The 20053-nt window shown below is 39.1% G+C and carries 16 protein-coding genes and 2 pseudogenes; 11 read left to right on the forward strand and 7 right to left on the reverse strand.

From position 1 onward, the window contains the following. The first annotated feature begins 15 nt into the window (after positions 1 to 15). The 6 genes and pseudogenes from L655_RS0111160 (at position 16) to L655_RS01000000125505 (ending at position 5461) form a co-directional block, all read left to right on the forward strand. On the forward strand, positions 16 to 549 hold the full coding sequence (locus L655_RS0111160; protein WP_002962568.1) for a YggT family protein: 534 nt from the start codon (positions 16 to 18) through the stop codon (positions 547 to 549). A 64-nt stretch (positions 550 to 613) separates the two neighbouring features. Then, on the forward strand, positions 614 to 1057 hold the full coding sequence (locus L655_RS0111165; protein WP_024596215.1) for a DUF4426 domain-containing protein: 444 nt from the start codon (positions 614 to 616) through the stop codon (positions 1055 to 1057). 4 nt (positions 1058 to 1061) lie between these two features. Continuing rightward, positions 1062 to 1661 (forward strand): RdgB/HAM1 family non-canonical purine NTP pyrophosphatase, encoded by a 600-nt coding sequence (gene rdgB / locus L655_RS0111170; protein WP_024596214.1) that lies wholly within the window; start codon positions 1062 to 1064, stop codon positions 1659 to 1661. Then, positions 1658 to 2794: a radical SAM family heme chaperone HemW gene (hemW, locus tag L655_RS0111175; RefSeq protein WP_024596213.1), complete on the forward strand. Its 1137-nt coding sequence runs from the start codon at positions 1658 to 1660 to the stop codon at positions 2792 to 2794. The genes rdgB and hemW overlap by 4 nt, the downstream gene beginning before the upstream one ends. A gap of 68 nt (positions 2795 to 2862) precedes the next feature. Continuing rightward, the gene (locus tag L655_RS0111180; protein ID WP_024605074.1) at positions 2863 to 4701 is read left to right on the forward strand and encodes a DUF885 domain-containing protein; all 1839 of its coding nucleotides are present in this window, start codon (positions 2863 to 2865) and stop codon (positions 4699 to 4701) included. 90 nt (positions 4702 to 4791) lie between these two features. Then, a pseudogene (locus L655_RS01000000125505) lies at positions 4792 to 5461 on the forward strand (hypothetical protein). On the opposite strand, the gene L655_RS0111190 reads toward L655_RS01000000125505, so the two are convergent. Both L655_RS0111190 and L655_RS0111195 read right to left on the reverse strand, forming a co-directional pair. Beyond that, a complete protein-coding gene (locus L655_RS0111190) occupies positions 5444 to 5887 on the reverse strand; it encodes a hypothetical protein (protein ID WP_024596210.1) in 444 nt (147 codons plus the stop codon). The pseudogene L655_RS01000000125505 and the gene L655_RS0111190 overlap by 18 nt on opposite strands. Before the next feature lie 320 nt (positions 5888 to 6207). Continuing rightward, complete coding sequence (locus tag L655_RS0111195) at positions 6208 to 6924, reverse strand: SIMPL domain-containing protein (RefSeq protein WP_024596209.1); 717 nt, start codon at positions 6922 to 6924, stop codon at positions 6208 to 6210. A 114-nt stretch (positions 6925 to 7038) separates the two neighbouring features. Between L655_RS0111195 and L655_RS0111200 the strand changes: the two genes are divergently transcribed. After that, positions 7039 to 9708, forward strand: coding sequence for a bifunctional acetate--CoA ligase family protein/GNAT family N-acetyltransferase (locus tag L655_RS0111200; protein WP_024596208.1), 2670 nt, complete (start codon positions 7039 to 7041; stop codon positions 9706 to 9708). Then, the gene (locus L655_RS0111205) at positions 9708 to 10661 is read left to right on the forward strand and encodes an ion transporter (RefSeq protein ID WP_024596207.1); all 954 of its coding nucleotides are present in this window, start codon (positions 9708 to 9710) and stop codon (positions 10659 to 10661) included. Before L655_RS0111200 ends, L655_RS0111205 begins: the two co-directional genes overlap by 1 nt. Before the next feature lie 13 nt (positions 10662 to 10674). On the opposite strand, the gene L655_RS0111210 is transcribed toward L655_RS0111205, so the two are convergent. Genes L655_RS0111210 through L655_RS0111220 form a run of 3 tightly spaced genes read right to left on the reverse strand, consistent with a single transcriptional unit; the run spans position 10675 to position 15825 of the window. Further along, a complete protein-coding gene (locus L655_RS0111210; RefSeq protein WP_024596206.1) occupies positions 10675 to 15180 on the reverse strand; it encodes an EAL domain-containing protein in 4506 nt (1501 codons plus the stop codon). A 25-nt stretch (positions 15181 to 15205) separates the two neighbouring features. Beyond that, positions 15206 to 15607, reverse strand: a complete 402-nt coding sequence (locus tag L655_RS0111215) for a GNAT family N-acetyltransferase (protein WP_024596205.1) — start codon at positions 15605 to 15607, stop codon at positions 15206 to 15208. A 14-nt stretch (positions 15608 to 15621) separates the two neighbouring features. Further along, entirely contained in the window at positions 15622 to 15825 is a 204-nt protein-coding gene (locus L655_RS0111220) for a DUF3283 family protein (RefSeq protein ID WP_024596204.1), read from the reverse strand. A gap of 119 nt (positions 15826 to 15944) precedes the next feature. Between L655_RS0111220 and L655_RS0111225 the strand changes: the two genes are divergently transcribed. Next, the gene (locus L655_RS0111225) at positions 15945 to 16643 is read left to right on the forward strand and encodes a transporter substrate-binding domain-containing protein (protein ID WP_024596203.1); all 699 of its coding nucleotides are present in this window, start codon (positions 15945 to 15947) and stop codon (positions 16641 to 16643) included. On the opposite strand, the gene L655_RS0111230 is transcribed toward L655_RS0111225, so the two are convergent. After that, a complete protein-coding gene (locus tag L655_RS0111230; protein WP_008170756.1) occupies positions 16640 to 16885 on the reverse strand; it encodes a DUF1289 domain-containing protein in 246 nt (81 codons plus the stop codon). The genes L655_RS0111225 and L655_RS0111230 overlap by 4 nt on opposite strands. A gap of 105 nt (positions 16886 to 16990) precedes the next feature. Next, a complete protein-coding gene (locus tag L655_RS0111235) occupies positions 16991 to 18124 on the reverse strand; it encodes a 1-acyl-sn-glycerol-3-phosphate acyltransferase (RefSeq protein ID WP_029751782.1) in 1134 nt (377 codons plus the stop codon). Positions 18125 to 18513: 389 nt separating this feature from the next. On the opposite strand from L655_RS0111235, the pseudogene L655_RS01000000125510 reads away from it, so the two are divergent. After that, positions 18514 to 19457, forward strand: a pseudogene (locus tag L655_RS01000000125510) (D-2-hydroxyacid dehydrogenase). Between the two features lie 185 nt (positions 19458 to 19642). Next, on the forward strand, positions 19643 to 20023 hold the full coding sequence (locus L655_RS0111245) for a DUF3192 domain-containing protein (RefSeq protein WP_024596200.1): 381 nt from the start codon (positions 19643 to 19645) through the stop codon (positions 20021 to 20023). The last annotated feature ends 30 nt before the right edge of the window (positions 20024 to 20053 follow it).

The following is a 20053-nucleotide window of genomic DNA, read 5'->3' on the forward strand; positions in this document are numbered from 1 at the left end:
ATTGAAGGTTACACTATGAATGCCATGCAATTTTTGATCAGTACCCTGTTTGATTTGTTTTTAATGGTGGTATTACTGCGCTTTTGGCTGCAGTGGGCAAAAGCCGACTTTTATAATCCAATGAGCCAGTTTGTGGTTAAAGCCACGTCGTTTGCGGTAAAACCACTGCGTAAAATCATTCCGGGGTTTGGCGGACTTGATTTAGCATCTTTGTTGCTGGCATTTATAGTGGCTGTAGCCAAAATTAGTACTTTAATGCTTGTTATATATAATGCGTGGGCAATACAGCCTGTACTTATTCAAGCACTTATAACGGTACTAAAAGAAGGCCTTAACTTAGTTTTTTGGGTACTTATTATTCGCGCTATTTTAAGTTGGGTTAGCCAAGGTTATAACCCTATAGAAGCGGTTTTCCATCAGCTTACTGAGCCAATGCTAAAACCAATTCGTAAAATATTACCATCAATGGGTGGCTTAGATTTATCAGTTTTAGTGCTTATTATTGGTATTCAGTTTTTGCAAATGTTGCTTATGGACTTTTTAGTCTAAGCACTTAATTTTTGAGTAAAAGAGGCCCAAAGGCCTCTTTTTTATATGTTTTGAGGAATACATAATGAACCGTTTAATTAAGTTTTGTTTTATTGCTTGTTTAGCATTTGCATTTAACGCGCAAAGCGAAGAAATGCAAGGCGCACAATACAAAGAGCTTGGCCCTTGGCAAGTGCATTACATCGCTTTTCCTTCTACTTTTATTCAGCCAAAAATAGCGAAAGCGTATGGCCTTGAGCGAAGCGGATACAAAGGCATTGTGAATATTTCTGTTTTAAAAAATGATGCCGAAAACACAGCCCAAACGGCAAAGCTTACAGGCACAGCTAAAAACCTACTTGGCAACAAGCAAACGCTTACTTTTAAAGAAGTAAAAGAAGGTGAGTCAATTTATTACCTTGCCCAAGTTGATTACACCAACGAAGAGATTTTACGCTTTGAGATTGAAATACAACAAAGTAATCAATTTCAAAAATTACAGTTTCAGCAAAAATTTTACGTAGATTAATAACATGACCAAAACTTTAGTACTTGCTACAGGTAACCCTGGCAAAGTAAAAGAGCTAGCTAACATGCTAAGCTCTCTGAATATTAATGTAGTTCCACAGAGCGATTTTAATGTAAGTGAAGTTGCCGAAACCGGCACTACCTTTGTTGAAAATGCCATTATTAAAGCACGCCATGCCGCTAAAATTACTGGCATGGCAGCTATTGCCGATGACTCTGGTTTAGAAGTTGATGGCTTAAATGGCGCACCCGGTGTTTACTCAGCCCGCTTTGCAGGCCTAGGTGCCAGCGATCAAGATAACATTGATAAGTTACTCGTTGATTTGGGTAATAACCCTATCCGTAGTGCACGTTTTTGGTGTGTACTGGTATTAATGCGCCACGCAGATGACCCTACTCCACTTATTTGCAGTGCAAGCTGGGAAGGCGAAATTACGCTCACTCAAAATGGCAACGGTGGCTTTGGTTACGATCCGGTGTTTTTTGTAGCAGAGAAAAATTGTACGAGTGCTGAGCTTACAAAAGAGCAAAAAAATGCAGTGAGTCATCGCGGACAAGCGCTACAAAAATTATTGCTAGAGCTAAAGCAAAAAGGCGGCCTGTGAACCTTCCACCACTGAGCTTATATGTGCACGTGCCTTGGTGCGTGCAAAAATGCCCGTACTGCGATTTTAATAGCCACGGACAAAAAGGTGAAATACCTGAAGCTGAATATGTTCAGCATTTAATTGATGATTTAAAAGCTGATTTGCACTTAGTGCAAGGGCGTAAAATTCACAGCATTTTTATTGGTGGCGGCACTCCAAGCTTATTAACTGGTACAGCTTACACCCGCTTACTAAAAGAAGTCGATAGCCTAATTGGACTTGAAGACAACTGCGAAATTACCCTTGAAGCCAACCCTGGCACAGTAGAAACAGGTCGTTTTAAAGATTACGTAAAAGCAGGTATTAACCGTATTTCTATTGGCGTGCAAAGCATGCAAAACGACAAGTTAAAAGCACTTGGTCGGATTCATGGCTGCGACGAGGCTAATTATGCTGCGCAGCAAGCTAAAGAAGCCGGTTTAAACAGCTTTAACCTTGATTTAATGCACGGCTTACCGGGGCAAACACTTGACGATGCACTGAGTGATTTAAAGCAAATAATAGCGCTAGATCCTCCGCATATATCTTGGTATCAACTAACTATTGAACCTAATACTCAGTTTGCATCAAAACCTCCCACCTTGCCACAAGACGAAACACTGTGGGACATTCAAGAACAAGGGGTCGAGTTACTAGCTCAAGCAGGTTACATACAATACGAAATATCAGGCTATGCAAAACCAGGCTATCAGTGCCAACATAACTTGAATTATTGGCGTTTTGGCGATTATCTCGGTATTGGCTGCGGCGCGCATGGTAAGGTTACTGATGCAAATACAGGGCTTATTACGCGTACCGAAAAGGTTAAACACCCACGCGGCTATATGGATTTAATTAAACCGTATATGTACAAAAGCTGGCATGTAGAGCAAGACGATTTAGCGTTTGAATTTTTTATGAATCGCTTTCGCCTTGTTGAGCCTTGCCCAATTAATGATTTTAATAAATTAACAACACTGCCACTGCAAAGTCAGCAAAGTGCATTAAACCAAGCAATTAATAAAGGTTTATTGACTCAAACAGGCAGTCATTGGCAGGTAAGCTTAAAAGGTCATCGCTTTTTGAATGACCTGCTAGAATTATTTGTGTAGCGCCCAGCGCTACACAAAAAATAAATATAAAACACCCTAATGGGTTTCTAACAACAAAAGGGAAAACAATGCGTAAACTTACCTTTATTGCGGCCGCAGTAAGCGTTGCACTACTTGCTGGTTGCCAGCAAACAACACAACAAGCGACTTCAGCTCCTATTGCACAAACAGCAGTTCAATCACAACAAAGTGAAATAGACAAAGCCAATGCGTTTTTTGAAGATACATTTAACCGCGATGTAATGAGCAGTCCTGTATATCAAACATACATGGGTATTAAGCAAGATTACGATAAGTGGGACGATGGCAGCGAAGAAAGACAGCTTAAAGATTTAGCGCAAACAAAAGCTGACCTCGTTGCACTAAAAGCAATTAGCCGTGATTTATTAGATGATGCGACAAAAGTTAGCTACGACTTAAAAAAACAAGATCTTGAAAGCTCAATTGCTGACTTTAAATGGCGTTACCATAACTACCCTGTGAACCAAATGTTTGGTACACATTCTATGATCCCTGCATTTTTAATTAATCAGCACTCAATTAGTAATGTAAAAGAAGCTAAAGACTACATTTCACGTTTAAATGGTGTAACTGGTGTTATTGATCAGCTTATTATTGATTTAACTGTACGTGCAGAAAAAGGCATCATTGCCCCTAAATTTGTGTTCCCACATGTTATTGATTCAAGCAAAAACATTATTCACGGTGCACCGTTTGAAAAAGGCGATGATTCTACATTGCTTGCTGACTTTAAACGTAAAGTAACAGCGCTTGAGATTAGCCAAGACGAAAAAGACTCGTTAATCAGCGATGCATCGGATGCATTAAAATCGGCTGTTAAACCATCTTACTCTAAGCTAATTAATTACCTAGCGCAGCTTGAGAAACGTGCTGATGATCGCGATGGCGCATGGAAACTACCTGACGGCGAAGCGTTTTATAACAACGCACTTAAGCGCACAACTACAACAGATTTAACGGCTAAAGAAATTCATGCAATTGGTCTATCTGAAGTGACACGTATTCATGATGAAATGCGTGAAATTAAAGACAAAGTGGGCTTTAAAGGCGACTTAAAAGCGTTTATGCAGTTTATGAAAACTGACAAGCAATTTTACTACCCTAATGATGCACAAGGTAAACAACGCTATCTTGATGAAGCCACTGGGCTTATTGATACAATGAAAACGCGTTTAGATGAGCTATTCATTGTTAAGCCAAAAGCTGATTTAAAAGTAAAAGCAGTTGAAGCATTCCGTGAAAAAGCGGCAGGTAAAGCATTTTACCAACAGCCAGCTCCGGATGGTTCACGCCCAGGTGTTTACTACGCAAACCTTTACGACATGGAAGCAATGCCAACGTATCAAATGGAAGCACTGGCTTACCATGAAGGTATTCCAGGACACCACATGCAAATAGCTATTTCGCAAGAGTTAGAAGGTGTTCCTAAATTCCGTAAGTTTGGTGGCTACACAGCGTATATTGAAGGCTGGGGTTTATACTCAGAGTTCATTCCTAAAGAAATGGGCATGTACTCAGACCCTTACTCAGATTTTGGTCGTCTTTCAATGGAATTATGGCGCGCATGTCGTCTAGTAGTTGATACGGGTATTCACGCAATGAAGTGGACTCGCCAAGAAGGTATTGATTACTACGTAAATAACACGCCTAATGCAACATCTGACGGTGTTAAAATGGTTGAGCGTCACATTGTAATGCCTTCACAAGCAACGGCTTATAAAGTGGGTATGCTTAAGATTCTAGAACTTCGTGAAGACGCTAAAAAGCAACTGGGTGATAAATTTGATATTCGCCAGTTCCACGACGTAGTACTTAAAAATGGTCCTGTACCACTAAATGTACTAGAAAATTTTGTAAATGAATGGGTAGCAAGCAAAAAGGCTTAAAACCAATTTAAACAATTGCTTTAAATATGAAAGGTCGCATTTGCGGCCTTTTTTGTTTTATAGTAGTAAAAAAGATTTTTGGAAATAATAATGGATTTAAGCATACAACTACTTAATGCGCGTATTTCAAAGCAGCAGTTAAATGAGCTCGATAACGACTTTAAGCAGTTAAGCCCTGCTCAGCAAACTTTGCAGCTTAACCATTTATATGACAGTGCCCAACGGTTGAGTGTTAAGTATGACTTTATGCAAAACATAGCAACCCGTATACTAAGTACTAATACAGCACCTTCTCCATTTATTAATCAACTCACTAATATTGACGCATTGAGTTTTTTTTACCCCAGCGCTGAGAGTAAATAAAGGCTTTTTAGTACAAGATACACAAGGAAATAACGTACTGCACAATGTGTTTAAGCATGCCGATGCTACAAAGCTGCCATTTAACTATGTGCGCTCTTTGATGTTGTTTGAATCAAATGATGAGTTAGCTAAAGCGCTGGCGCAGCCCAACTCTCATGGCTTAACACCGGTTGCCTGCTACATAGCCTATGCAAATAAACCTAGCACACCGGTAAAGCATGAATTTTCAGCTTTGTTAGCATTAATGGAAATAGAGCAAAAACAAAATCCTAACGCTAAACAGCAGCTTACCAACGTAATAAAAGGGCAAAAAGTTAACGAGACCACAATTTTACTGAGCGCCGCTTACTTGCAACGCTCAACGGCGCAAGTTGCTCACTTAATCAAGGCGCTTTAATTCACTCACAACTTCTGTACGCACACTGTCTATGGCATGTGTAATAGATTGCGCAGCACTTTGGTGATCAACCATATTTGGCCAATTTGTTTGCCAGACCTTTTGTAAGTCTTTTGTTTTTAAATGTACTTTATCAACGGCTAAGTAGCTTAAGTCATGAATTAAGTTAACTTTAACCCAGCCTTTTCTGGGGCTGCCATCTATTTTGTTATTATCGTAATGTGCTGCAAATACAATAAGCTCAAGCTCGGCTAGTTCTTGTAAAATTTGAAAGCTAACAATGCGTGTATTGTTGTTATCTTCACTTGCCTCCACCCGCCATGCATTATAACTAAAGCCTATAAACGCAAATACTACGCTCGCTATAGCAGTGAAAAAATACGAACGGGGCGCCAGTACAAACTGACCATATTTAGACTCTGACATATTATTTCCTAGAGCCTATTTATCTTTCGAGGTTAAATTTGCAGCAGTATGTTTGGTATTTAGGCAAGGCAGAGCCTATGCAGTGTGGTTATTTCCCATAAATAGGCGGTAACGTGGAATAAATGCCAAACATGCGCTGCCGAAGGGTTCTGCCTAGGGGCAATTTACTCTTTGTTGCCTACATGGATGTAGGTAAGGGGCGTGAGCAGGACGCGGAAGCTTAGCTCGGTTTTTACTTAGCCCGCTAGGTTACAAACCTCACGCCGCGATTAAATCGCACCTAGATTGAACAAATTTTAATTCTGAAAGGTCAACAGGCCCTAGTCATTTAAGTAATATTCAACACTGGTTACCACTCTTATATTTTTTATTTGCGGTGTGTTTGAATCTCGATTACTGATACTAAATTGCCCTTGGCGAGCTGTTTTTATTTTGCCTAATTTTGAATTAGAGTCTTTAGCAAATTTATTAGCGACTTCACGCGCTTTTTCAGTTGCTTCTTGCACCATCGCAGGCTTTACATCATTGAGGCCAGTAAAGATGTATTCAACTTTTGTTTCGTAGCTATCTTGCACTATTGCGATATCTTGTTTAGCAAGCTGGCTTACTTTACTCAGCGCGTTTTGCACTTTATCTGGCGCAGCAGAATAAACAATAATATTTGAGCGCACTATGTATCTAAATTGTTGATTTTCATTACTGTATTCACGTGCTTGCTTATCAATAACTGACTGGCTACCTATTGTTATTTCATCGTTGTCAAAACCATGGAGTTTTAAAAAAGCAGTTACCGCATCATTTTTTTTCTCAACCCGGCTTACTAATTTTTCAAGATTATTGTCGGCATCACTAAATTGCAGAGGCCAAATTACCGTATCGGCTATTACTTCTCGCTCGGCCAATCCCTTAACCTGCACAGTACGTTCCATTCCTTTCACACTCAAAGCGGTACTTTTTAAAATAAACCCTAAGCTAATTAAGCCTATACTTAAACAAATAGCCGCTATAACAATGTAAAAACCGGGGGTTTTATTCACAATAATCTCCTTGATTGATATCAATAATAAGCATCGAGACGCTCGAAATAACACAGTAAACAGGGTACATTGAAACTATAAATAACGCAAAATTTAATCAGCCTAGGAAAAACCATGAGCCTTAAGCGTATAACCCAATTTTTTAACCCAAGCTCAGTGGCCGTTATTGGCGCCTCTAACATATCAACTCGGGCTGGTTTTGTGGTTATGCGCAACTTACTTCAAGGTGGCTTTAAAGGGCCGATAATGCCTGTTACTCCAAGCCATAGCGCAGTACATGGCGTACTTGCTTACCCTTCTATTGCTGACTTACCAAAAGTACCCGACCTTGCTGTTATTTGTACTAACAAAAACACCTTAATTGATATTATTGAGCAGCTTGGAGAGCTTGGCTGTAAAACCGCTATTGTTATTGCCGATGGGCTGTCTGGGGAGCAAAAAAGCGCGCTTGAAGCATGCGCTCAAGCCAAGCAAGTTACTTTGCTTGGACCCAACTGTTTAGGCTTGCTGATCCCTCATATTGGGTTAAATGCGAGCTTTTCACATACCGTGGCAAGCCCAGGTAAAATAGCATTTGTATCGCAATCAGCAGCAGTATGCTCAACCATTTTAGATTGGGCTAAAAACAAAGAAATTGGCTTTTCATATTTTGTATCAGTAGGCGATTGCCTTGATATAAACTTTAATGAACTACTCGACTTTTTAGGTCGCGATGCTAAAACCAAAGCTATTTTACTCTACATTGATAACATTGAAGATATTCGTGGCTTTATATCAGCAGCAAGAGCTGCGGCCTTTAGCAAACCTGTAATTGCGATTAAAACAGGTAAAACAAGTGCCGGCGCACTCGCGGCCGAAATTCACACCGGCGGAAAGCAAAGCTCTGATGCTGTTTACGATGCGTTATTTCAACGCGCTGGTATGCTGCGCGTAAATGACTTACGTGAACTGTTTGCAGCGACACAAACACTCGCCATGCACCCCAAATTATTAAAAGTAGAGCAACTGACTATTTTAACTAATGGTGGCGGCCCGGGTGTTATGGCCGTTGATGAGCTAATTCAAAGCTCCGGTAAATTAGCAGAGCTAAGCATTGAGACCCGAAATGCGCTAAATAAAGTCATCCCACAATCCGAAACCACCTCAAACCCTGTGGATATTTTTGGCGACTCAGCACCTGCACGTTATAAGCAAGCATTAGAAGTTTTACTGCACGCAAAAGAAGTTAAAAACTTACTGATTATCCATACTCCCTCAGCGCTTGCGCCCAGCGAAGACTACGCCAACATTATTGTAGAAACCTTACAAACATTACCTAAAATGGCGCGCCCTTACGTTATAACTAACTTTATGGGTGAAGACGCATCTTACGCTGCCAGAAAAGTGTGCTCAAACAACGCAATACCCACTTATAGAACACCAGAGGGGGCTGTTGGTGCATTTATGCACTTGGTAACGTATCGTCGTAACCAAAAGCATTTAACGCAAACACCCGAGTCGAACACTGATGACGCTAAAATAAATAAGGTGGCAGCTAGAACCCTTATTAATGAGTTTTTAGATGATGCACAAAGCTACTTACCTACTCATCAGGCAAGCCAAGTATTAAACCACTATGGTATTAAATGCATTCAAACTGAAGTGGCTTACACCCCAACAGAAGCCAAAGAGCAAGCCATTGAGCTTGGTTTTCCGGTCGCGTTAAAACTTATTAGCCCAAGTATTGCTTCGAAGTCTGAAGTAGGTGGTGTGGTACTTAACTTAAACGACGCCAACGAGGTTGAACAAACTGCTTTTGCGATGCTTATCCGTATTAAAAATACGTATCCGGATGCTGTTATTGAAGGGTTTTCATTACAAAAAATGGCGCCGCGAGCAGGCGCTAATGAGCTGCGAATTGCGATTAAAACCGAGCCTAATTTTGGCCCTGTTATATTACTAGGTGAAGCAGGCACCGGCCTTGAATATGCGCAAGCCGCCGTTGCTCTGCCCCCTCTGAATATGAACTTAGCAAAATATTTAATTGCCGCAGCGCACGATAAAGGCGTATTAAAGGAGCGCATACTCCCCGAAAAAGTTGATAAGTATCGTTTGTGTGCACTGCTAACGCGTATTTCTCAGTTAGTTATTGATCAACCTGACATAAGCTCAATGGAACTAAATCCTATACTTGCCAGTAATGGTCAATTTTTAGTGCTCGATGCCACCATGACACTTAGCCGCTATCAAACTCAGATCAATCGTAAGCGCTTATCTATTCGTCCCTACCCTATTGAACTTGTTGAAGTGGTAACGCTTAAAAACAACACCCAAGCTACGCTCAGACCGATAAAGCCAGAAGATGAACAAGCCCATAAAGCATTTGACGAGTCACTTAATAAAGAGGACAGATATAAACGCTTTTTTGGCGAACTACCACAATTTAACCACGACCAACTCGCTAAAATGACCCAAATTGATTATGACCGCGAAATGGCGTTTATTGTTTGCCAACGCTTTGAAGGTAAAACTCGTACACTGGGTGTGTCTCGCGTTATTATGGACCCCGATAACCTGCATGCTGAGTTTGCCATTGTAGTACGCTCAGATTGCCAAGGTTTAGGGCTTGGTCGCATACTAATGAGTGCTGCAATTAACCACTGTAAACGCCAAGGTGTGGAATCGATTGAAGGCATAACCTTACCAGAGAATACGGGGATGATTGAGCTTGCCCGTAAGTTAGGTTTTAAAATTAGTCGCGACTTTGAAGAAGGCAGTATTAACATGGTACTTAAACTTAAATAATGAATGAACCGCAAACTTTACGCCAAAAAATGGCTTGCCTGTTTGAAGGTACAGGTCAATATCAACGTTCAGGGCATATTCTTGATATTGCACTCATTAGCATAATAATGATTAACGTTGTAGCCATTGTTATTGAGTCTATTCCCAGTGTGGCGCTTAAATATTATGACGAATTTTTAGTTTTAGAAATTGTCTCTGTCGCTATTTTTGCTGTTGAATACTTAGCCAGACTTTGGGCCTGTATAGATAAAACACAATATGTAGCAATGGAAGGCTCGAACAGTAAACGCAGATTAAAATATTTTTTATCGCCACTGGCACTTATTGATTTAATTGCTATTTTACCTAGCTTAATGATGTTTTTATTCCCGCTCGATTTACGCTTTTTACGCGTACTTAGGTTATTAAGAGTATTTAAACTCACTCGTTACTCCCGTGCAATGCAGTTATTGTTACAAGCATTTATGGATGAAGGTAGTTCATTAATGGCTGCTTTTTTTATAATGGCCGTCGTGCTTATTTTAGCTTCATGCGGAATTTATTTAATTGAGCACGATATACAGCCAGATACTTTTGGCTCTATTCCTGCGGCTATGTGGTGGGCAATGGCAACGCTAACTACCGTGGGCTATGGGGATGTAGTGCCTATAACGGCAATGGGGAAATTTTTTGGCGGTGTGATCACATTGCTAAGCATGGGCATGGTCGCAATTCCTACAGGGTTATTGGCGTCTAGCTTTTCAGAACAAATACGTAAGCGCCGCCAATTTTTTGAGGATGCAGTGCATGAACAAATTCAAGATGGCACACTTAACCAAGCCCAACACGAACACTTAGAAGATCTACGCTACAAATTAGGGCTAAGTAAACTTGAGGCCAATAAAGCGATTAAGACCCAACTCAATCAGCACAATAGTCATATTTATTGTCGCCATTGTGGTAAACGCCCTTAATTTTCTATCGCTATTATTGATTGAAAATATCGCTCCAATCGCGATTAATAAGTGCCAGCACTTCGTTATTTGGTACCGGTTTACTAAACAAATACCCTTGGAAATGCTTGCATCCTCGAGCCTTTAAAAAGGTAAGTTGATGCGAGCTTTCTACACCCTCCGCAACACACTCTTTTCCTAAGCTGTGGGCCAATGCAAGGGTTGACTGAATAATGGCTTCGTCGTCAGAATCAATCCCAATATCTTCTACAAAGCTCCTATCAATTTTTAATACATCAATCGGAAAGCGCTTTAAATAAGTGAGCGATGCATACCCCGTACCAAAGTCATCCATGTAGAGCTTGCAACCTAGCTTTTTAAGTTGCTCCATGCTTTGCAGAGCTTGATGAGAGTCGCGCATAAGTACAGATTCTGTTATTTCAAAAACAATGGCTTCTGATGATACCTGCGCATGATTTAGCGCATTTCTAATCTCGGGTACTAAATCTTCGAATTCAAAATCGAGCGCCGATAAATTAATAGAAAGATACAAGTGAGGTGAGGCTTTTCGCCACTCTTTTAACTCCAATAAAGCGCGCGCAAAGGTCTGCAGCATAATTTTTGTAATTAAGCCTATCCCCTCTGCAGCCAGCGAAAACTCTTGAGTTTGTACTAGTTTATTTTCGGGCCAACGCAGCAGCACTTCAAAGCCTTCTGTTTTTTGGCTCTTAGCATTAATAATAGGCTGATAGTAATTACAAAACTCTTCTTCTCGATACGCTCTAGTAAGCTGAGATTCAAGATGCAGCGCTCTTTGAACATGCTGGTTCATCTCTTGCTTATAAAACTGGTAGCGCCCTTCTAAAGAGTCTTTTGCATGATATAACGCTATGCTCGCAGCTTTTAAAAGTGCGGGGCCTTGCTCTGCGTCATCTGGCGATATCGACACACCAATACTTAAATTAACGTTTACAACTTGACCATTAATCGCAATATTTTGATTCACGCAATCCATCAACTTAGTACATATTATAAGTACTTGCTCTATCTGATGAATATCTTCTACTAACACGACAAACTCATCGCCACCAAATCGCGCAACACTATCCGATGGTCGCAAAGAGCACTTTAAGCGCTCAGCAACTTCTTTAATTAGCTCATCAGCCGCTTCGTGCCCTAATGAGTCATTAAAGTATTTAAAACGTTTAATATTGATATGTAACAAAGCCACTTTGCATCCATGCAGTTTTGCTTGTTCAAGGGCGTGTTCAACGCGGTCATTAAATAATGTACGATTTGGCAGCCCAGTTAAGGCATCGTAGTTGGCCAATAGGTGCAGCTCGTTTTCAGCTGATTTTTGTGCGTTTATATCGGTTAAAATAATGACATAACTATTAAGGCGCTGCTCGTTATCGGCCACTGCACTTATTTTCACAAGTACATGACGCGATTCACCATTAGCTAAAACCACACTGTCTTCGCACGAAAAATGCTCCCCAACAGATAGCTTTTGCATAATGCGTAAATAATCAAAACGATTGCTGCGCGATATACCTAAATTTAAAGTCCGGCTAGATAACGACTCAGCGGTGAAGTTAAAGGCGGTTTGCAGTGATTTATTAGAAGCCCGAATATTTAAGTTTTTATCGAGTATAAACACCCAATCACGTGTTTGCTCAAATGCTGCCGTAAATAGTAAAGCGTGTTCTTCAAACACCATCTCACGGGTCATATTTGTATAAGTACCCGCTACTTTTTGTGGAGTTTTATCATCCCACTCCACTACTTTTCCAAAGTCCTTATACCAGCGCCAATAGCCTTTTGCATGGCGCAGGCGGTAGGTACAATTAAAGTAGCCTTTATCGGTAGATAAAAATTCAAGCCACTCTAAGCGAAATAGCTGTTTGTCCTGCGGATGAATTTTAGATAAATATTCATCAAGGCTTACGGTTTCATTTTCGTAGCTTAACTCACTCGCTAAGCGAGGTTGGTAAATGCTTGGGTTGCTCGACTCCCAATCCCAAACACCCGATTCGCTGCCTTCAAGTGCTAATTTTAAACGCGCTTCGCTTTCTTTACTTTCTTTATTTGCTGCCAATAAAATACGCTGAATTTTATTACGGCGCATAACCCACATAGCAACAAAACCAATAAACAGCATGGCGTAAAGCACCATAAAATAAGGTGCACGCCAAAGCGGATACTTTACTTTTATTTTTAAAATAGCAGGCGAGGTATATTCGCCAGTCAGGGGGTCTTTAGCCCAAACTTTTAATTGGTAATTACCTGGATTCAATTTTGGAAACAATACGCGGTTGTTATTTCGAGTGTAACTTTTTTGTCCGTTATCGAGTTGATACTCATAAATGATGCGTTCTTGATTACTAAATGCCATGGCCGAAAATGCCACTTCAAGCCCAATATCATCATGGTTTAACACAACTTCGTTGAGCGGCTGTTTTAAATCAAGCGATAGATCTCGTGACATTAAATCAACTCGCGTAATATTTACGTGATCAATAAGTGATTGGTAATTTTGGTTTTCCATTGGGTGAAAATAAGTAAAACCTTTTAAGCTACCATACGCAATATGGCCATCTTTGAGCTGTGCCATGGCGTTACTATTAAACTCAGCAGAGAGTAGCCCTTCTGACGTAGAAAATTGTTGAAAATGAAGTGTTTCTGGGTTTAATCGCCAAATGCCTTTATGGCTACTCATCCAGATCATGCCATCATCATCTAGCACCATATCGTAAAGCAATGTGCCTAATTTATTCTTCTCTAAATCGATTGTATGTACTAATTGATAAGTAGATGCGTCAAGGCCTATCAAGCCAAAATTAGAAAGTGATATCCACAATATATTGTTGTTATCAATTAAATAAGAAAGCACGCTAATGGCTACGTTTTCGTGCTGCTTTGGCACTTTGTAAATCATTTTAAGTGCTAAATCACTTGGGTTTACTTGATATAAAATTCCAGCATTAAAAAATAGTGGCGAGTCTGGCTTATTGCTCAACGCGGGTAAAAAGCCATGAGCTAAAAAGGGTTCAAATTGATCCAATTGGCCACCCAAACGCGTTACTACCTGTGAATCTATATTGTATATAAATACCCCATGATCTGAGTGCACAAAGTATAGATCGCCATTTGGCATTAGTGTAACGCCATGCACCCTACCAGTAATCAGCTCTTGATCAGCAGGGTTATGTACTTTAGGTTCGCTAACTTGATGCGTTACAGGGTCAAAAATAAATAAACCACGGTTTGTATAAAGCCATAAATTATCTTTATAGGGCGTTATTTCATATACGGTAAATTCAGTGGTGAGTAAGTCAACTTTGTAGTCTTTTAAATAAGCTTTACCAATGTTTGTTTTTAAATCAACCTCAGTAATACCATTATGCGTTGCAAGCCAAAGCTTGTCTTTATACTCGGTAATACCCCAAATAGAATGATGCGATAAACCATCACCTCCGAGCAAAGTGCCATCGACATTATTGAAATGATAGCTGTCGTGAGATAAGTAAAATGCACCATCAGTTTTAGTCGCAACCCACGTACCACCCGATTTATCTTTAGCCATATCAATAATACTGGTATCAGCAAGTGTGTACTTACTTTGGGCTATTCGGGTATTTTTAATCATCTCTTTTGTGTTTAAATCAAATTTAAACAAGCCTTTATCGGTGGCTAAATCTATTTTTCCGTGTTCGTTTACTATGCTCCACACATTTAAATCATTGAGTAATATTTTACTTTTAAAAGGTAAATCTGGGCGTTCAAACATTTTTGATAAGTTACTAATATCAACTTCGTATAAGCCTTGTACCGCCCCTACTAACAACTGTTTATTTTCACCTAATGCGAAAGACTTCACATTATTTTGGTAAATATGTTCAGCTTCACCTTTTAAATGCTGTAGAGGTCTAACTTGCTCGGTGGCAATATCAAATACGTATGCACCATGGCTTGTACCTATAAATATATAACCATTGTAGGCAAACAGCTTTCTCACAAGAGTATTTTTATATTTAGCCGGAAGCTCAAAAATAGTTGTTATTTTTCCGGTTGCTATATCAAGCTTTGCAAAATCGCGGCCTCGCCCAATCCAAAGTGTTTTTTTATCAACGGCCACCATACTAAAAACAGACTGATTGATAATTTCTTCTTCACTGGTCGGTTTTTCTAGAAATTGCTGATATGAATCTGTTACGGGGTCGTATCTAAACAGGCCTGCAAGTAAAGAGGCTATCCAAATGTGCCCTTGAGGGTCTTGGTAAATACGATCGATGATCGCCTCTTCTAACTCACCATTAGGGCCGTTTATTGGAATAACTTGATAGCCATCATAACGATTAAGCCCGGCCTCTGTCGAAAGCCAAAGGTAACCGTTAGTGTCTATAAGCATTGTATTAACGTAGCTTTGTGATAAGCCTTCGCTAGGAGATAAACGTTTTACTTGTGCCCCTACTTGGCAACTTAGAATAGTTATTAAAACTACAAAGCAACTAATGATCCCATTAACGTATTTACTCATGCTTATTCCATATTATTATTTATTATTATGGGTACTCTAGAGCGACTATATTTCGATGTTTGTAAGTATCAAAAAGTACTTGTAAAGCAAGAGTATATGTTAACACCTGGTTAAAACCAATAGCACAATATAAATCAGCTACGTTTTCATATGCGAAGGTCTTTATCTCTCTATTTTGCGACTTTAAGAGTGTTGAAAGCAATTGTTTTGCAATCCCTTTACCGCGATGTTCCAGCGCAACAAACATGGTAGATAAAAATAAAAACTCTGTTTTATCTTGTAACCTACATGCTGCCACTATTTCATTATTATAGTAAGTTACCCATACCTTATCTTGTTTATTAGCACGCCCTCTTACGCTGTGCTTTTTGTAGAATTTATTCACAAGTGGGGTTTTTAGTTCATTTAACACTTCAACTTTATACATTTTTATATCGATATTTAGCTAAGCATTAGCGCTAAATACTGTTCAAATTTTTGTTTCAAAACCATTTGCTCTGCCACTGGGCGGCTGTGGATTGTGTTGTAAACTTGCTCTCTCGTTTTTTTATTACGCTTAATTTGATACGCCCAAAAAGACGCTTCATAATCTAACTGAATTTGATATTTTTCTTCACGTGGTAATAGGCATAAATTAAAACTCACAATACTTCCTCATTCGCTTTTAAGATTATTTGATTCCCCCTCTAAACTGGGCAAGAGGTAATCTCCTTGTTATTATACGCGTCTTATTTTATTTATTTCTGTAGTAATTGGAACTGATAATGAATAGACATTTTAGTATCTTGTTATTATTGGTAAATTTATTTTTTAGTGCCTCTTGTTTTAGTCATCAATACAACCTCACTTTTAATCGTCCGCAAAGTACACCTCAAGCTGATTATGCCTTAGAGCTATTAAAGTTAGCATACGCAGATATCGGTTTTAAAATACATATAATCGATTTTAGTCACCAAAATGCTTTGCTCGCTGCAAATAATGGCGTACTTGATGGGCAGTTAGGAAGAGATGCAAGCATTGAAAAAAATTACGAAAACTTAATTAGAGTCGATTATGAGCTATTTAAGTTTGACTTAGTATTATATAAAAACTGTTTACCTAACAGTTTAGAACAGCTCGATAGCGTCGCAATTGTTGATGGCTACCCTGTGCAAGAACATTATTTAGTAAGCACACAGTTTGCAGGGAATATTATTAAAGTTAAAAGCATGAATACCCAACTTAATTTGCTTGCTCAGAAAAAAGTACAGGGAGCTTTAATGATTAACTTTATAATGCAAAACAATGAACTCCCGTCACCTCAAGGCTGCTTTGTAAAAGAAGTATTGAGTACTTATCCGCTTTATCATTATTTAAATAAACGTAATGAAAACTTAGTAGAAAAGCTTAAAATGTCATTAATTAACCTAACTAACAATGGCACTGTGTACGCACTAAGAGCCAAATATGGATTAAGCTTTTAAAAGTCGAACCCTTGCTGCTGCGCCTGCGTGCTTGGCACTGCATTTTGCTGCTTTTTTTGAAGGTAGCGCTTGTAGCGCTGCTGGCACAAACTAAGCACCTTCTTTTTTTGGTCGTTCGATAAGGTATTCCACGAAAAGCGCTCATCCCGACTACGATAACACCCTTTGCAATACCCTCTGTTGTTAACTAAGCAAATACTTTTGCAAGGACTTGGAATATCAAATATTTCAATTTGTTGCATGCATAAGTACCTCCCAGTTGAATAGGAGGTATTAGTATAGCGTTATTTTTGAGCAAAAAAAAAGCAGCAATTTAATTGCTGCTTAGTTTTGTTGAGCTGGGATTATTAATACTCACAGCTATTGGTATTTATCTCTGTTTTACGGTGAAATGGCTTAGCGTACATGGCCAGCACTAACGGTTTTAACTCTTCTGGTACACAGGCTAAACGCTGTTCAAACGTCGCTGTATCTGGAGAGTCTATTACCGCCTCTTTACAGCCACCAGCAATGTAATTGCCTGGGTGTAAATAAAACGAATCAACAATTTGCCTATCAATCGTTTTAGCAAGCTCTTCAGCACTATCACATTTAGATTCAATTGGTTGCCCAAATGCTAAATGCACATGCCCTTTCGCAGTACTAAAGCCTTCAACAATGCTCGCAATATCTTCACCAGCCGATTTAACGTACTCACCATGGTGTTGTTTATGGTAAAGCTCTTTGGCTTTAGCAATTGCACACGGCTCATATTGATAAGAAATAGAAACCGGCACTATTTTTAACTCTTTAATATAATCGCCAAACTCTTTCTTTTGTTTACGCCCGTTTAATTGCAACATTTTTAGAAGCGCAGGATCAGTTTGATCAAAACCGTCTTTTGCACGCCCTTCTTTTTGCGCAATCCAAATAGAATTTCCACCCACTACAGAATCGTAAATGTATGACGATAATTGAGTCAGTGCTTTTAACATCTCTTTTGGTGCTTTAGCAGAGCGCTTAACGATAAAGCTTTTATTTAGACGCATAAGCTCTGTAATGTAAGGTATTTGCAATAAATTATCGCCAATAGCAATACGCACTGTTTTCATTTTATGTTGATATAAACCCCAGTTTACTAATGCAGGATCAAGCACTATGTCTCTGTGGTTTGAAATAAATAAATAGGCCTGGTTAGCATCTAACTGATCTAACCCAGAAAAGGTTACTTTTGACGTGGTGCGCTTTACTAATTTATCTAAGTATTGCGCAACTTCGTTTTGCACGTCTTCGACGGTGCTTACTTTGCCCCATTTTTTGCGTAACTGACTTCTTACCATTGGACGTGCAATAAAAGGCACTGCCGATAAAAAGCGCGGTAAATTATACTTTGCTATTACATCAATAAACGCATCATCGTTAATCAAACGTGTAAGCGACGCCGCAACTTCGTCGTCGTTGTATGGGCGTATATCTGCGTATTTATCTTCTAATTCACTCATTACTACATCTACAATGTTAAAAAACGGCACGCTAAAGCGCACCGTTTATGTCTATATCCGATTATAACTCAGCCAATCTAAAATGCGAAATAACCAAAAAAACGATTTTTTATTTTAGCAACTTGCTTTAAAGCCGAGTTTAATTACCTTCTATGACCACAGGCTTGCTTATAAGTGCAAAAAAACTGATCAGTCTAGCAAAATACCATGTTCTCAATCTGCTAGTGGGCAGACCACTACTACATAGCCCTCTAATCATTTGGTAGTAATAGCATTAACAAAGCCTTTCTTTCGTAGTACCTTAAGCCCATATTTTAGATTTTTGATGGATCGTAAGCCTCTTTTTTACGATTTTAACTCTTTCAGATCCACTTATTTTAGGGCTCATAATGAACATTACTATTCTTGATAACGCAACTTTAGCTAAAACATCTCTTTCGTGTATAGAACAACTTGGTAAATTAACGACTTATGAACTTACCAGCCCAGAGCAAGTTATTGAGCATTGCCAAGGCGCTGATGTATTAATCACTAATAAAGCAATTTTGAATCGCGATACAATTAGTCAGCTAACACAACTGAAATTAATTTGCGTAAGTGCAACCGGTACTAATAATGTTGATTTAGAAGCCGCTAAAGAATTTGGTATTGCCGTAACTAATGTAGCTGGCTACTCAACCCCTTCAGTTGTTCAACATACATTTTCTTTAATTACTAACTTACTGGGTAACACCCACCGCTATCAGGCGGATTGCCAGCAAGGCGCATGGCAAAAAAGTGAAATGTTTTGCATACTCGATTACAGCTTTAACGACTTGCAAGGTAAAACATTTGCCATTATAGGCGGCGGTACGCTAGGCAAAGGCGTTGCTAAAGTGGCTGAGGCATTTGGCGCTAATGTTATTGTTGCAGAGCGTAAAGGGGTTAAATGTCGCGATGGTCGTACGCCTTTTGAAGACGTCATTAAAACAGCCGATATAATCAGCGTACACTGCCCGCTTACAGATGAAACACGTGATTTAATCGCACTTAATGAGCTTAAAATGATGAAGCCAAGCGCTATAATTATTAATCAGCACGTGGTGGTATTATTAACGAAGCCGACTTAGCAACAGCGCTTAAGCAAAACCTAATTGCTGGAGCGGGTGTTGATGTACTAACTAAAGAACCTGCTGAAACTTCAAATCCACTTGCTAATTACACAGGCAATAACTTATTACTTACTCCACATATTGCATGGGCAAGTACTGAATCTATTGTGCGCTTAATTAATGAAGTAAGTTTAAATATTGCGGCATTTAGTAAGGGCGAATCACGCAACCGCTTGGTTTAATCATTTTATTGTAGTAATCAAATAAGCTAAAAAGTGGCTGTTTTTACTAATATATTTAATATTTTATTAGATAAAAACAGCTTAACTCACTTAACAAACTGATTCATAACAACTTATCAATATGGTCTACTCTTTGCTTTAATACAGTTAATAACCAATTAAAAATCTTATTAAGGTAAATAAAAATGAAAAAATCACTTTTAGCAGCCGCTTTAATCGCTCCATTTTTAACAGGCTGTGTTATTGCCGTGTCAGATGGCGAAGCTGAGACTCATTGGGCAGGGAAAAACTCATCAAGCTGGCAAGCACAGCATAAAAATAATCGTGAAGTTATATCGGAGCTAAAAATGGATAGCAGCTATCAGTCTGTTTTAACGCAATTAAAAACGCCTAATTTCACTGAGCTATTAAAAAAAGATGATGATGTATACCAAGTACTTTTTTATGTAACGCATAGCAAGCATTCAGATTCAAAAACAACAAAAGATGAATGTACGCCACTTGTATTTAAAAATGATAAGTTGGTGGGCATTGGTGACACCGCTTTAGGTATGATCACGCAGTAACCAATAAAAAGTAGTTCGATACAAAAACGC

The sequence above is a fragment of the Pseudoalteromonas sp. TAE79 genome (assembly GCF_000498015.1).
GTDB lineage: Bacteria > Pseudomonadota > Gammaproteobacteria > Enterobacterales > Alteromonadaceae > Pseudoalteromonas.

Excerpts from the sequence above, each read along its gene's own strand:
- L655_RS0111180 (WP_024605074.1), top strand. The coding sequence starts at position 2,863 with ATGCGTAAACTTACCTTTATTGCGGCCGCAGTAAGCGTTGCACTACTT.
- L655_RS0111190 (WP_024596210.1), bottom strand. The coding sequence starts at position 5,887 with ATGTCAGAGTCTAAATATGGTCAGTTTGTACTGGCGCCCCGTTCGTAT.
- L655_RS0111245 (WP_024596200.1), top strand. The coding sequence starts at position 19,643 with ATGAAAAAATCACTTTTAGCAGCCGCTTTAATCGCTCCATTTTTAACA.
- L655_RS0111200 (WP_024596208.1), top strand. The coding sequence starts at position 7,039 with ATGAGCCTTAAGCGTATAACCCAATTTTTTAACCCAAGCTCAGTGGCC.
- L655_RS0111160 (WP_002962568.1), top strand. The coding sequence starts at position 16 with ATGAATGCCATGCAATTTTTGATCAGTACCCTGTTTGATTTGTTTTTA.
- L655_RS0111205 (WP_024596207.1), top strand. The coding sequence starts at position 9,708 with ATGAATGAACCGCAAACTTTACGCCAAAAAATGGCTTGCCTGTTTGAA.
- L655_RS0111210 (WP_024596206.1), bottom strand. The coding sequence starts at position 15,180 with ATGAGTAAATACGTTAATGGGATCATTAGTTGCTTTGTAGTTTTAATA.
- L655_RS0111165 (WP_024596215.1), top strand. The coding sequence starts at position 614 with ATGAACCGTTTAATTAAGTTTTGTTTTATTGCTTGTTTAGCATTTGCA.
- L655_RS0111225 (WP_024596203.1), top strand. The coding sequence starts at position 15,945 with ATGAATAGACATTTTAGTATCTTGTTATTATTGGTAAATTTATTTTTT.
- L655_RS0111235 (WP_029751782.1), bottom strand. The coding sequence starts at position 18,124 with ATGAGTGAATTAGAAGATAAATACGCAGATATACGCCCATACAACGAC.
- rdgB (WP_024596214.1), top strand. The coding sequence starts at position 1,062 with ATGACCAAAACTTTAGTACTTGCTACAGGTAACCCTGGCAAAGTAAAA.
- L655_RS0111215 (WP_024596205.1), bottom strand. The coding sequence starts at position 15,607 with ATGTATAAAGTTGAAGTGTTAAATGAACTAAAAACCCCACTTGTGAAT.
- L655_RS0111230 (WP_008170756.1), bottom strand. The coding sequence starts at position 16,885 with ATGCAACAAATTGAAATATTTGATATTCCAAGTCCTTGCAAAAGTATT.